This is a genomic window from Kineococcus arenarius subsp. arenarius (assembly GCF_050871845.1).
GTDB lineage: Bacteria > Actinomycetota > Actinomycetes > Actinomycetales > Kineococcaceae > Kineococcus.
Genome location: NZ_JBJLSE010000005.1, coordinates 77,901 through 90,987 on the forward strand (window position 1 = coordinate 77,901; position 13,087 = coordinate 90,987).

Sequence of the window (13,087 nt, forward strand, 5' to 3'; positions counted from 1 at the left end):
TTGTCCACCCCACCGCCGTCACGCGGACACCACCGCGGAGGTGCGCAGCACCAGCGGCCCGGTGAACTCCGCGGGATCGACCACGGCGCGCGAGCTGACCCGGAACACGCGCTCCTCCCCCGGGAGCAGGGTGACGAGCATGTCGTCGACCTCGGCGTCGGGCGCGACGCGGTCCGCCAGGACCGCCACGTCCCGGACCAGCGAGAGCGCGCGCACCCGCACCTCGTACCCGCCGTCGACGGCGCACGCCTCCGCCTCCAGCGCGCCGGCCACCACCGGCACGTCCTTGTCCTCCACGGGGCAGAACACCGAGCGGAGCCCGTCGACGTCGGCGACGAGCAGGTCCGTGCCGCCGAGCGCGCCGTCGAGCAGGGGCACCGCCTGTGCGGCGGTGCCGCGCGCAGCCACCCGCACGCCGATCCTCTCGCTCGCGAGCACCTCCCCGGAGGCGTCGACGCGCCGCACGAGCGCGTCGACCACCCACTCCTGCGCGGTGTCGTTGACGAGCACGAGGCGCAACCGTCCCTCGCGCGGCTGCAGGGTGACCAGGCGCGGGGCGTGCGCCGCACGCAGCGCGTACCAGGCGGGCTTGCGGCGGCCGTCGCCGTCGACGACGGACCAGGACGTCACCGGCCAGCAGTCGTTGAGCTGCCACAGGATGCTGCCCATGGTGCGCGGTGACCACGAGCGCAGGTGCTCCACGGCGAACGACGTGGCCCGCGCCTGGTTCAGCTGGGTGGCCCAGTGCCAGTCGGCGAAGCCCTGCGGAACCTCGAAGTGGTGCGCCAGGCCGCGGTCGAGCTTGCCGTTGCCGTCCTCGGCCTTCTGGTGCAGCAGGAACACCGGGGAGTCCTTGCGCAGGTCCTGCGGTGCGAGCGCGCGGGTGAGGGTCGCCCAGGTGGGCGGAGCCTGCCAGCCGAACTCCGAGCAGAACCGCGGCACCGCGTCGAGGTGGTGGGTGTAGTCGGCGCGGTTCCACACCTCCCACTGGTGGTGGGTGCCGTGGTCGGGGTCGTTGGGGTGCAGCTCGCTCGCGGGCACGCCCGGGTTCGCGGGGCTGCCCGGGGAGTAGGGCCGCGAGGGGTCCAGCTCGGCGAGCAGCGCGGGGAACAGCTCGTCGTAGTAGCCCGCACCCCAGCTGGCGCCGGCGAGCTCCTCCTTCCAGCCCCAGTCCTCGTGGCCCCAGACGTTCTCGTTGCCGCCGTTCCAGACGGCCAGCGAGGGGTGCGGGCTCAGCCGAACGACGTTGTCGCGGACCTCGGCGAGGAACTCGGAGCGCAGCGGCTCCTCCTCCGCGTACGCCGCGCAGGCGAGCAGGAAGTCCTGCCACACCAGCAGGCCCTTCTCGTCGGCGAGGTCGTAGAAGTCGTCGGACTCGAAGACGCCGCCGCCCCACACGCGCAGCAGGTTGACGTTCGCGCCGAGCGCGCGGTCGAAGGCTGCGGCGTAGTCGTCGCGGGTGAGACGGGTCAGCAGGTGGTCCTCGGGGATCCAGTTCACCCCCCGCACGAACACCGGCACGCCGTTGACGAGGAGGGCGAACCGGGAGCCGTGCTCGTCGGGGGTGGTGTCGATGGCCACGGAGCGGAACGCCGTGCGCAGCGCCCGCGCGTCCAGCTCCCGGCCGGCGGCGGACAGGTGGACCTCGAGGTCCACGAGGGGTTGCCCGCCGTACCCCACGGGCCACCACACGGGCGCGCCCGGCACCTCCAGCAGCACGACGGCGGCGGCGGCGCCCGGCGCCAGGCGGGCGGTCCCGGTGACGCCGAGCGCGGGCAGCCCGGCTTCGACGAGCAGCTCGCCGGCGTCCTCCAGCCCGGAACGCTCGACGTCGACGTGCACGGCCAGCCGGCCGGTGCCGCCGTCCAGCGAAGCCAGGGGCCGCACCGCCGCCAGGCGTGCCGTGCGCCAGCGCTGCACGCGCACCGGGCGCCAGATCCCCGCGGTCTGCAGGTCCGGACCCCAGTCCCAGCCGAAGCTGCACGCCATCTTGCGCACCGCGTTGACGGGGTGCGGGTAGGCGCGGGGCCGGCGGCCCAGCTGCGCCTCGACCTTCTCGGCGTGCTCCAGGGCGGAGTCGAACCGCACGGCCAGCCGGTTCGAGCCGGTGAGCAGCTCGCGGATGTCGAGGCGGTACGTGCGGTGCATGTTCCGGGTGCTGGCGACCTCGGTGCCGTCGATCGTCACCGTGGCCACCGTGTCCAGTCCCTCGAACACGAGGTCGACGCGCTCACCGGGTTCCGCGGCCGGTTCGCTCAGGTCGGTCTCGTAGCACCACGCGGAACGGTGGAACCAGGCCCAGTCGCTCTCGTGGGCATCGAGGTACGGGTCGGGCAGCTCACCGGTGGCGAGCAGGTCGACGTGGACGGTACCGGGCACCGTGGCGGCCAGGGTGCGCCCGGCGACCGCGGCCGGCACGTCACCGCCGACGGCGCGCACGGTCCAGCCGGTGTGCAGGTCCTTGCTGATCATCGGGCTGTTCCTGTCGTCGGGACGGGGGTGGGCTGGGGGCGGCTGCCGGCAGCGCGGGAGTGGAATGATCCGGGGGTGTCCGAGACGGAGGGGGCGCCGCCGCGGCGTCCGAGCGCCCGGGAACGCGTGCTGGACGCGATCCGGGCGCACGAGCAGCTCAGCCGGGTGGAGCTGGCGGCGGCCACCGGCCTGACCGAGGCGTCGATCTCGACGACGGTGCGCCGGCTGATCTCCGACGGGCTGCTGGTGGAGACCGGCCGCACCCCCACGGCGGGCAAGCCGCGCACGCTGCTGCGGCTGGACCCCGGCGCCAGGTTCGCGGTCGGGGTGCACGTGGACGCGACGACCACGACGCTGGTGCTGGCGGGGCAGACGGGCGGGGTCATCTCCCGCACCGCCCGCCCGGCGCGCACGAGCGGCGCGGAGCTGAGCGCGGACGTGGCGCTGCTGCTGGACGCCTCGGGCGTGGACGGGCGCCGCTGCCTGGGCCTGGGTCTGGTGTGGGCGGAGCGCTCGACGGCCGTGCCGGCGGAGCTGGTCGCCGAACTGGCCCGCGGGACGGGCCGGCCGGTGCTCGTGGAGAACGACGCGACGGCCGCCGCGGTGGGCGAGTACTGGGTGGCACGTCTGGACTCCCGTCGGTCGTTCATCGCGTTGTACATGGGTTCGGGCATCGGGTCGGGGATCGTGCTGGACGGGCGTCCGCTGCGGGGGCGCGGTCCGGGTGCCGGGGAGTTCGGGCACGTGTGCGTGCAGGTCGACGGCCCGCGGTGCTGGTGCGGCGCTCGCGGTTGCCTGGAGGTGCTGGCCGGGCCGGCGGCGGTCGTCGGCCGCGCACGGGCTGACGCCGCCACCCGTGCCGAGGCCGGCCTCACGACGCGGCCGGAGATCCCGGTGGCGCTGGAGTTCGCGGCGGTGGCTCGCGCAGCCCGCACCGGTGCCCCCGGGTGCCGGGCGCTGCTGGAGGACTCCGCCCGGCTGGTGGCCGCCGCGGCGGAGTCGGCGGTGAACCTGCTGGACGTGGACCTCGTGGTGCTCACCGGTCCGAGCTTCGCCGCATCCGCCTCCGTGTACGGCCCGGCGATCACCGAGCGGCTGTCGGCGGCAGACGCACGGACCTGGCACCGCGAGGTCACCGTCACCGTCTCCAGCGCCGCCGCGACCGCCTCGGCGACCGGCGCCGCCGCGCTGGTCCTGCAGCAGCACAACCTCGGGGATTGACCTGCACCCTCACCCCGCCAGCTCCCGCAGCCGGCGCTCGGGGTTCGGCGCGGCCTCGGCCAGCAACCGGGTGTACTCGTGCTGCGGGTTCAGGATGACCTCGTCGGCGGGTCCGCGCTCGACGATGCTCCCCTTGAACATCACGAGAACCTCGTCGGAGAAGTGCCGGGCCGTGGCCAGGTCGTGGGTGATGTACAGGACGCCGAGGTTCTCCTCGCGCTGCAGGCCGGCGAGCAGGTTCAGCACACCCAGGCGGATCGAGACGTCGAGCATCGACACCGGCTCGTCCGCGACGAGGATGCCGGGTCCGGGAGCCAGGGCCCGGGCGATCGCGACGCGCTGGCGCTGGCCGCCGGACAGCTCGTGCGGGCGGCGCCGGGCGACCTCGGCCGCCGGGGTCAGCCGCACCCGCTCCAGCAGTTCCAGCACCCGTGCGCGCACCTGCGCCCCGGACAGGTCGGGGTGGTGCAGGCGCACGGGCCGCTCGAGGTGGTGCTCGACGGTGTGGTACGGGTTCAGCGAGGCGAAGGGGTCCTGGAACACCATCTGAACCGTCCTGCGGTAGTGCGCCAGACCGCGCCCGCGGCGCTCCACGGGAGCGCCGTCCAGCAGCATGCGCCCGGAAGTGGGGCGCTCCAGCTGCATGAGCAGCTTGGCGATCGTGGACTTGCCGCTGCCGCTCTGCCCGACCAGCGCCACGGTGCGCCCGGGCTCCAGCGTCAGGTCCACCCCGTCCACGGCGCGCAGCACGCTGGTGCGCAGCCCTTGGCGCAGCTTGTACTCCTTGACGACCTCGTGCAGCTCGAGCGTGCTCACGGGTGCTCCCCCTCCCCGCCGGCGCCGGCGGGGTGCACCGCGTCGGCCGCCAGCAGCCTGTCGTCGACCTGTCCGCGCACGAAACCTCCGCGTTCCCCGGTCAGGCTGGGGAAGGAGGCGAGCAGCTTCTCGGTGTACTCGTGCTGCGGGTTCCGGTACAGCTGGGCGGCGGCGCCGCACTCCACGACCCGCCCGGCCCGCATCACCGCGATGCGGTCGCTGATCTCCAGCAGCAGCGGCAGGTCGTGGGTGATGAAGATGACGGCGAAGCCGAGCTCGTCGCGCAGCCTGGTGATCTCGCGCAGGATCTCGCGCTGCACGACGACGTCCAGCGCGGTCGTGGGCTCGTCCATGATCATTACCTGGGGTTCCAGGGCGAGGGCCATGGCGATCATCACGCGCTGGCGCATGCCGCCGGACAGCTCGTGCGGGAACGCCCGCAGCCGCGACCGTTCGACCCCGACCCGTTCGAGCAGGTCCCCGCAACGCCGGTGCCGCTCCGCCTTGCCCATCTCGGGGCGGTGCGTGAGGAACACGTCCTCCAGCTGCTCGCGGACGGTGGTGACCGGGTTGAGGGAGTTCATCGCACCCTGGAACACCAGGGAGACCTTGTCCCACCGGGTGGAACGCAGCTCCTCGGGGGCCAGCCGGTTCCAGTCGACATCGTTGCCCTCGCGCGAGTGGAACACCGCGCGGCCGGCGGTGATCGCCGCCGGCGGCTTCAGGAGCCGGACGATGCCGTAGGCGAGGGTGGACTTGCCGCACCCGCTCTCCCCGGCGAGGCCCAGGACCTCCCCGCGGCGCAGCTCCAGCGACACGTCGCGCACGGCGTGCACGACGGGGTCGCCGAGGTAGTCGATGCTCATGCCCTCCACCGTGAGGACCGGGTGCGAGCTCACCGCGGCGGGGCCGCGAGCCTCGGCAGGTGCGGTCACCGGTCCACCCCCTGTCGGACAGCGCTGGGGCGCGCAGTGCGCCACGCGCGACGAGCCGAACGGGTCTGGGCCCGCAGCTTGGGGTTGACGACCTCGTCGATGGAGAAGTTGATGAGCGACAGCGCCGCACCGAACGCCGCCAGCAGCAACCCCGGCGGCACGAACCACCACCAGGCGCCCAACCGCAGCGCCAGGCCGTTCTGCGCGTAGTAGAGCATCGTGCCCCAGGTGAAGGATCCGGAGGCACCCAGGCCGAGGTACGACAGGCCCGCCTCGCCGAGGATCGCGAAGATGACGGCGAACACCATCTGCGACGCCAGCAGCGGCACGAGGTTCGGCAGGATCTCGACCATCAGGATCCGCCAGCGCTTCTCCCCCGCCACCCGTGCGGCGTGCACGTAGTCGCGGTTGCGCAGGCTGAGGGTCCACCCGCGCAGCACCCGCGCCGAGCCGGCCCAGCTCGTCAGGGACAGCACCAGTGCGACCAGCCAGATGCTCTTGTCCGGCACGTAGCTGGAGATGACGATGACCAGCGGCAGGCCGGGGATGACGAGCATGACGTTCGTGAACAGGGAGAACCCTTCGTCCACCCAGCCCCCGGCGTAAGCGCCGACGACTCCGAAGAACGCCGACAGCGCCAGGGTCAGCACACCCACGACAGCGCCGACCAGCAGGGAGCCGCGGGTGGCGTGCGCCAACTGCGCCAGGACGTCCTGACCGGTCTGGGTGGTCCCCATCCAGTGCTCTGCGGACGGGCCGGCCAGGCCGACGTCGCTGACCTCGGCGGGGTCGCCCACCAGGAAGGGGCCGAGCACGCCCAGCAGGAGGATCAGCCCGCCCAGGACCAGACCGATGACCAGCTTGGGGGTGCGGGCGAGCGACGGCCCACGGCGACGGCCCCTGACGGGCGGAGCCGCGGTGGTGGCGTCCGGCTCCACGGAGGGTGTGGTGGTGGCCAACGTCCGCTCCTCTCAGGCGCGCGCGCGAGTGCGCGGGTCGATGACGGTGTAGAGCAGGTCCACCAGCAGGTTCGCGCCGAGGACGGAGATCGTGATGACGAGGAAGATGCCCTGCATGAGGGCGTAGTCGTTGCTGTTGACGGCTTGCAGCAACGCCGATCCGATCCCCGGGTAGGAGAACACCGCCTCGGTGACGATGGAGCCGGCCACCACGAACCCGAGGGAGATCGCGAACCCGGAGATCGACGGAAGCACCGCGTTGCGGGCCGCGTAACGGCGCATGATCCGCCCGGCACGCAGGCCCTTGGCCTCCGCCGTGACCATGTAGTCCTCGGACAGCGTGGAGACCATCATGTTGCGCATCCCCAGCATCCAGCCGCCGATCGAGGAGAGCACGATCGTCAGCGCCGGCAGTGCGCCGTAGTACGCCACCGACTGCAGGAACGGCAGGTTCCAGCCCGGGGATGTGGTGTAGACGTCGTAGCCGCCGTTGAGGGGGAACAGCGACAGACCGCTGCCCAGGACGAACAGCAGGATCAGCGCCAGCCAGAAGTACGGCACCGACTGGAACATCGTCGTGACGGGCACGAGGTTGTCGATCCAGGAGCCGCGCTTCCAGCCGGCCAGCGTGCCCAGCCCGACGCCGAGCAGGAAGGAGATGAACGTGGACAGCCCGATGAGGCCGATCGTCCACGGCAGCGTCTGGAAGATGATCTGACCGACCGAGGCGGGGAAGTACGACACGGACACTCCCAGGTCCCCCCGCGCGAGGTTGCCCAGGTACTCCCCGTACTGCGACCACAACGACCTCTCGGAACCCGTTCCGAGCAGGGCCTCGATCGACGCCCTGGCCTCGGGGGTGACCGGTCCGCGCTGACCCAGCTTGGCCAGCAGGATGTCCACGGGGTTCCCGGGCATCCAGCGCGGGATGAGGAAGTTCAAGGTCAGGGCCGCCCACAGGGCGGCGACGTAGAACCCGATCTTCCAGGCGACGTAGCGCACGTTTCCTCCTCGACCGGACGGAACGTCAGTCGACGGGCTCGATGGTCGTCAGGACGACGCCGTTGTCCCAGGACTTCCAGGACGCGGCGAAGGCGTAACGGTCGTCGTTGGTCGGCCACCCCGTCGCGCGGCTGTTGTTGAACTCCGTCAGGGTGGAGTTCACGTAGATCGGCACGTACGGCAGGTCGTTGACGATCTGCTGCTGGACGACGGCGTACTGCTGCTTCTGCACGGCCTCGTCCTCGGTGGTGGCGGCCACGGCGATCGCCTCGTCCACGACGGGGTTGGAGTAGCGGGCGTAGTTGCCGTTGTTGCCGGCGGACTCGCCGACCTGCGCGGTGGAGACGGTCGTGAAGCGCGGCTGGTAGGTGTGGTACGGGTTGCTGCTGGCGCCCAGGCCGATGGAGTCCAGGCTCAGCTGGTAGGTGCCCTGGACCTGGTTGTTGTTCCACTCGTTGTACGCCAGCTGCACCGGCTTGAGCTCGATGCCCACGGCCTTCATCTGCTGGGCCATCGCGTCGTTCAGGGAGATGTAGTCGCTCCACCCGGTGACGGTCTGGACGGTCATGGAGAGTCGCTGCCCGTCCTTGGTGCGGATGCCGTCGGCGCCCTCGACCCAGCCGGCCGCGTCCAGGACCTGCTTCGCCTTGGCCGTGTCGGCACCCGAGGGCGTCTCCAGGTGCGCGGGGTCGGCGATCCAGTCCGCGTCGCGCTCGGGGAGCAGCAGCGTCGGCGAACCGGTCGCGGCGAACCCGCCACCGGCGAGCTGGTTGAGCTGGTCGCGGTCCAGGGCGTAGTACATGGCCTGGCGCACGGCGACGTCGGTCTGCGGTCCTTCGCACCCCAGACCCGCGTTGGAGCACGTGAAGATCGACGTGGTGAGGGCCGGGGTGTTGACGTAGGACAAGTCCTCCTGGTTCTCCAGCAACTGCTCCAGGCCCGGGAGGAAGGCGCTCATCCAGTCGACCTGACCGGCGGTCAGGGCGGCGCTGGCGGCGTCGGCGGTGGCCAGCGAGATGTACCGCACCTCGTTGATCGCCGGCTTGCCCTGCTCCCAGTAGCTGGGGTTCTTCTCCAGCACGTAGCTCTGGCTGTCGATGCTCTTGACGGTGAACGGACCGGTGCCGACCGGGTCGGGGTTCGTCGTCGTCGCCGGGTCCGAGACGGTGCTCCACACGTGCTCGGGGATGATCGGGGTGTTCCCCAGCAGTGCCGCCTCCTCGGTGTAGGCGGGGGCGGGGAACGTCAGCACGGCGGTCTGGTCGTCAGTGGCCTCGGCCGAGACGAGCTCGAGTCCGGTGGAGTTGATCTCGGGGGTCTTCGCGATCAGGTCGAAGGTGAATGCGACGTCCTCGGCGGTGAACGGCTCGTCGTCCGACCAGGTCACGCCCTGGCGCGTGGTGATGGTCAGCTGGGTGCCGTCCTCGTTCCAGGCGTAACCGGTGGCCAGCATCGGCGTCGGCTCGGACTCGCGGGCGAGGTTGATGTAGTACAGCGGCTGGTAGATCACCCCCAGGGTCGGCTGCAGCAGGCCCGGGGAGAAGGGGTTGAAGTTCTCCGTGATCGTGCCGGTGTTCCCGTTGAACACCGTGATGGAGCCCTTGGCAGCACCACCTCCCGCCCCACCGGCGCCGCCGGAGGCACCGGCGCTGCAACTGGTGACGGTGAGAGCGGTGGTGGCCGCCGCGGCGAGCGCCAGCGCGGCACGCCGAGAGGGGCGGGAGGCGAAGAGCATGACGGTTCCCTCGGTCGGACCACCGCTGCCGCGGCGGTGCGCAGGGCCCGGACGCACCGCCGACGTCGACGTCGACGTGGCAGAACAGCAACGACCCGGCCACGTCCTTTTTAAGTGGCTTAAGGAAGGGTGTCAAGGCTTTGGTCCCACCGTGGCCGATCTACCGGCAGGGCTGTCCCGTCACAGGCGACGAGGAGCACGCGACGGCAGGTCAGGGTCACCGCCCTCGCACCGGCGCACACCTCTCCCGCAACCGCTGCTCGGTGCTCTCCGCGGTCATCTGGTGCGGCCAGCCGCAGCAGCGCCTCGCGGCGGTCCGCTTCGCCCTTCGTGCCGCCGTGGGCCACCTTCCCGGACCCGGCGCGCTCCGGAGCGCGCTGTTACGGTTGCCGCAGGACCTGGATCAACCCGGTGGGAAGGCGAGCACTCCGTGAAGCTGTGCGTCCTCGGCGGTGCAGGTTTCCGCACACCCTTCGTCCACCAGGCCTTGTTGCGCGATACCGGTTCCCCCCGGGTGCAGGAGGTCGCCCTGCACGACACGGACCCCGTGCGTCTGGCGGGCATGGTGCACGTCCTGGAGGAGATGGCCACGGACTTCCCCGACGCACCGCGGCTGTCCCCGACGACCGACCTGACCGAGGCGCTGCAAGGCAGCGACTTCGTCTTCGCCGCCGTCCGCATCGGCGGGCTGGACGGACGGTGCTGCGACGAGCGCGTCGCCCTGGACCGGGACGTCCTGGGGCAGGAGACGACCGGCGCGGGCGGGATCGCGTACGCGCTGCGCACCGTGCCCTTCATGCTCCACGTCGCCGAGCAGGTGCGCCGCTACGCACCGGGTGCGTACGTCCTGAACTTCACGAACCCCGCGGGCATCGTGACCGAGGCGATGCAGGCGGTCCTCGGGGACCGCGTCCTCGGCATCTGCGACACACCTTCCGGTTTCGGGCGCCGGGCCGCTGACCTGCTCGGGCTGGACCACCGGCGCGTGCTGGTCGACTACGTCGGCCTGAACCACCTGGGGTGGACGCGCCGCCTGGTCCACGACGGCACGGACGTCCTGCCCGGCCTGCTGGCCGACGACGACGCGCTCGACGCCCTGGAGGAGGGTGCCGTCTTCGGCAAGGAGTGGCTGCGCACCCTGGGCGCGATCCCCAACGAGTACCTGCACTACTACTACTCCCACCGCGAGGCGCTGCGCAGCGCGCAGGCTGCCGACCTGACCCGGGGCGAGTACCTGCGACGCACGCAGAACGCGTTCTGGGACGAGCTCTCCCGCACGCGCGCGGGTGCTGCGGACCTGTGGCGCGCCACGGTGAGCGACCGCAACGCCACCTACATGGCCGAGGCCAGGGGCGGCGAACCGGGCCGGACCACGCACCCCGGGGCGCCCGAGCTGGACCCGGCGCAGCAGGGGTACGCGGGTGTGGCGCTCGGTGTCATGGCGGCCATCAGCCGGGACGAGCGGGCCACGATGATCCTCAACGTGCGCAACGGCGGGACCATCGCCGGGTTGCCCCAGGACGCCGTGGTCGAGGTCCCCGCGACGGTGGACGCCAACGGTGCTCACCCGCTGGTCACTGGCGCGCCGGACCTGCACCAGCTGGGTCTCATGCAGCAGGTCAAGGCCGTCGAGCGCCACGCGATCGCGGCGGCCGTGCACGGTGACCGCGACGAGGCGCTGCGGGCGTTCGCCCTGCACCCGCTGGTCGACTCCGTCACCGTGGCCCGGGAGCTGCTGGACGGGTACGTCGAGCGCATCCCCGAGGTGGCGGCGGTGTTCCAGCGCTGAACGTGCTCAGCGCTCCGGCAGGGCGTTGGACTCGGCGTCGGCGTAGGTGCCGGCGGCGCCGTCGACACGACGAGCGAGGTCGGCGAGGCCGTCCGCCGTCTCCCGCGCGGCCTGCACGAGGGTGGCGAAGAACGCCTGCGCCGCTTCCACCGCCCGCCCGGCGCACCAGTCACCGACCGCGTCGGCTTGCGCGTCGAGGGGTGCGCGGTGCTCCGAGGCCTGCCGCCCGCCTTCACGCAGGCGCGCCGCCAGGGCGGACACCTCCTCCGTGCTCACGCCGTACCGCACCGCTCAGCCCTCCTGCGTCGTCCAGGGGAAGGCCCGCCAGCGCCAGGCCAACCGCTGCAGCCAACCGCGCAGGTCGCGCGGCAGGACGGCGACTCCCGCTGCTGCGACGGTCGCCCGCAGATCGGCGTCGGGGAGCGGCGCCAGGTCGTCGAGCTCCTGCACCAGTTCCTCCACCAGGTGCGACGGCTCCTGCTCCAGCAGGACTCGTTGCGCCGGCCAGGGCCGCGCCTCGAGCCGCTCGAGAGCAGGCCCCAGGTAAGCACCCAGGAGCGCACTGGTGCGCACGGGGTGCCGGACCGCCGGTTCCAGGGGCAGCTCGGGGTGGGCGTCGAGGACGACGGGGCACCGATCGGCACCGCGCTGCAGGACCACGGCCACGTGCCGCGACGACACGGTCGTCCTGGAACCCCTCAGCTGGACCACCCCCACGGGCCCCGCGAGCTCGGTCACCACCCGCAGCCGTCGGGGCCCCTCGACCTCGTCGAGCCAGTCCTCCACGGCACCGGATTCCTTCGCGAGCGCTTCGCCGACGGCTGCGTCGACGTCCACACCGAGGTCGAAGCTGCCGGTCCGGTGCAGGACGGGCAGCTCTCGGAGGGGGGGACCACTCCTCGAAGCGGTACGGGTCGCTTCCTGGAGCCGGTCCTCGAACCAGGCCCCCCACGACGACCACGACAGGCCCTCCGGCGGCTGCCCCGCGACTCCGGTCAGCTGCGCCAGCACTTCGCGCGCGGAAGAGGCGCGCACGGCGCGGCGCCACTGACGGAGAGCAGCGACTGCCCGGTCCTGGTGCCCGGCCAGCGCCGCCTCGACGGCCACCAGCGGGTCGAGCCAGTGCTCCCCCGACGGGTCCGAGGCGGCGGCGAGGACCTGCAGCAGTTCCCACCTGTCGTCCCAGAGCGGGAGGTCCTCCGGCGTCGAGCTGAGGATGCTGGGTCCCGGCCCGGACAGGTCCAGGCGAACCACCGCGCAACTGACCGGGCGCTCGACGATGTCCGCACCCTCGCGGACGAGGAGACGACCGGCGGAGGCCGGCACGGACGAGCGCAGTTCGATCCACGGCTCACGCCGCTCGGCCGCCCTCCGCAGGCGACTCTCGTGGTGCTGCAAGGTGCGGGTGGTCCAGAGCTCAGCGGTTGCCTGATCCCTCCACCGGGCGGCGCGGACGGCAGGGAGTGCTGCCCGCACGGGCGGGCGGTGGAAGGACGGCACGGGTCTCCTCGGGGTCGTGAGGACGACGCTAGCGAGCCCCACGGCACAGGGTGCCCCCTCCACAGGCGATGAAGCCCTCCGCGGCCGTCCACACCCCCGCAGTCCGGACTGCTAGCAGTGTCTCCCCGGTCGCGGGACAACCCGCCCTACCCCGGACAACAACCCCGGAACGCACGAAAGGCCCCACACCCCCCACAGGGGCGCAGGGCCTTTCACGACCTCACCACAAAAAGTGAGTGGCCGGCAGTGACCTACTCTCCCACCCAGTCTCCCAGGCAGTACCATCGGCGCTGGCGGGCTTAGCTTCCGGGTTCGGAATGTAACCGGGCGTTTCCCCACCGCTATGACCACCGGACCACAAAGGCCAGGACGAACAACCACCACAGGTTGCCTCCCGAGAACCACACAGTGAACGCGTCACCAACGAGTGCCCCTCCAGCGCGGTACCCCACCTGAAAGCAAACCCATTTCTGTACTTCATGCTCGTTCCTCGACTAGCACCACACCCACCCACCCATCACGATGGGACCTGGTGTGCGCTGGTAACAAGTGATCGGCTTATTAGTACCGGTCAGCTCCACAACTCCTCAGTCGTTGCTTCCACACCCGGCCTATCAACCCAGTGATCTACTGGGAGCCTCTCACCCCGAAAGGTACG

Annotated in this window: 10 protein-coding genes and 2 rRNA genes; 2 read left to right on the forward strand and 10 right to left on the reverse strand. The window is 71.8% G+C overall.

Features of this window, described 5'->3' with window-relative positions; all coding sequences use genetic code 11:
* Nucleotides 1-18: 18 nt before the first annotated feature.
* A complete protein-coding gene (locus tag ACRYM0_RS02845) occupies nucleotides 19-2,472 on the reverse strand; it encodes a glycoside hydrolase family 2 protein (RefSeq protein WP_432501915.1) in 2,454 nt (817 codons plus the stop codon).
* A gap of 75 nt (nucleotides 2,473-2,547) precedes the next feature.
* On the opposite strand from ACRYM0_RS02845, the gene ACRYM0_RS02850 reads away from it, so the two are divergent.
* Entirely contained in the window at nucleotides 2,548-3,693 is a 1,146-nt protein-coding gene (locus tag ACRYM0_RS02850; RefSeq protein ID WP_432501918.1) for an ROK family transcriptional regulator, read from the forward strand.
* A 9-nt stretch (nucleotides 3,694-3,702) separates the two neighbouring features.
* Here the strand turns inward: ACRYM0_RS02850 and ACRYM0_RS02855 are convergent, their stop codons facing one another.
* The 5 genes from ACRYM0_RS02855 to ACRYM0_RS02875 all read right to left on the reverse strand — a co-directional run bounded on the left by ACRYM0_RS02855 (nucleotide 3,703) and on the right by ACRYM0_RS02875 (nucleotide 9,140).
* On the reverse strand, nucleotides 3,703-4,509 hold the full coding sequence (locus ACRYM0_RS02855; protein WP_432501920.1) for an ABC transporter ATP-binding protein: 807 nt from the start codon (nucleotides 4,507-4,509) through the stop codon (nucleotides 3,703-3,705).
* A complete protein-coding gene (locus ACRYM0_RS02860) occupies nucleotides 4,506-5,375 on the reverse strand; it encodes an ABC transporter ATP-binding protein (RefSeq protein ID WP_432501949.1) in 870 nt (289 codons plus the stop codon). Before ACRYM0_RS02860 ends, ACRYM0_RS02855 begins: the two co-directional genes overlap by 4 nt.
* Nucleotides 5,376-5,440: 65 nt before the next feature.
* Nucleotides 5,441-6,403 (reverse strand): ABC transporter permease, encoded by a 963-nt coding sequence (locus tag ACRYM0_RS02865; RefSeq protein ID WP_432501922.1) that lies wholly within the window; start codon nucleotides 6,401-6,403, stop codon nucleotides 5,441-5,443.
* 12 nt (nucleotides 6,404-6,415) lie between these two features.
* Nucleotides 6,416-7,405 carry an ABC transporter permease gene (locus ACRYM0_RS02870; protein ID WP_432501925.1) on the reverse strand — a complete coding sequence of 330 codons (990 nt, stop codon included), beginning with the start codon at nucleotides 7,403-7,405 and terminating at the stop codon, nucleotides 6,416-6,418.
* Between the two features lie 25 nt (nucleotides 7,406-7,430).
* Nucleotides 7,431-9,140: an ABC transporter substrate-binding protein gene (locus tag ACRYM0_RS02875; protein WP_432501926.1), complete on the reverse strand. Its 1,710-nt coding sequence runs from the start codon at nucleotides 9,138-9,140 to the stop codon at nucleotides 7,431-7,433.
* Between the two features lie 430 nt (nucleotides 9,141-9,570).
* Between ACRYM0_RS02875 and ACRYM0_RS02880 the strand changes: the two genes are divergently transcribed.
* On the forward strand, nucleotides 9,571-10,929 hold the full coding sequence (locus tag ACRYM0_RS02880) for a 6-phospho-beta-glucosidase (RefSeq protein WP_432501928.1): 1,359 nt from the start codon (nucleotides 9,571-9,573) through the stop codon (nucleotides 10,927-10,929).
* A gap of 6 nt (nucleotides 10,930-10,935) precedes the next feature.
* Here ACRYM0_RS02880 and ACRYM0_RS02885 read toward each other — a convergent pair whose 3' ends face one another.
* The 4 genes from ACRYM0_RS02885 to ACRYM0_RS02900 all read right to left on the reverse strand — a co-directional run.
* Complete coding sequence (locus tag ACRYM0_RS02885; RefSeq protein ID WP_432501930.1) at nucleotides 10,936-11,205, reverse strand: WXG100 family type VII secretion target; 270 nt, start codon at nucleotides 11,203-11,205, stop codon at nucleotides 10,936-10,938.
* 15 nt (nucleotides 11,206-11,220) lie between these two features.
* Complete coding sequence (locus ACRYM0_RS02890) at nucleotides 11,221-12,183, reverse strand: hypothetical protein (RefSeq protein WP_432501932.1); 963 nt, start codon at nucleotides 12,181-12,183, stop codon at nucleotides 11,221-11,223.
* Nucleotides 12,184-12,667: 484 nt separating this feature from the next.
* Nucleotides 12,668-12,784, reverse strand: a 5S ribosomal RNA gene (gene rrf, locus ACRYM0_RS02895).
* A 186-nt stretch (nucleotides 12,785-12,970) separates the two neighbouring features.
* A 23S ribosomal RNA gene (locus tag ACRYM0_RS02900) occupies nucleotides 12,971-13,087 on the reverse strand; the annotation flags it as partial.

What these genes read in the sequence shown, in the direction of transcription:
- ACRYM0_RS02845 (WP_432501915.1), bottom strand. Translation starts at nt 2,472, where the DNA reads ATGATCAGCAAGGACCTGCACACCGGCTGGACCGTGCGCGCCGTCGGC.
- ACRYM0_RS02875 (WP_432501926.1), bottom strand. Translation starts at nt 9,140, where the DNA reads ATGCTCTTCGCCTCCCGCCCCTCTCGGCGTGCCGCGCTGGCGCTCGCC.
- ACRYM0_RS02860 (WP_432501949.1), bottom strand. Translation starts at nt 5,375, where the DNA reads ATGAGCATCGACTACCTCGGCGACCCCGTCGTGCACGCCGTGCGCGAC.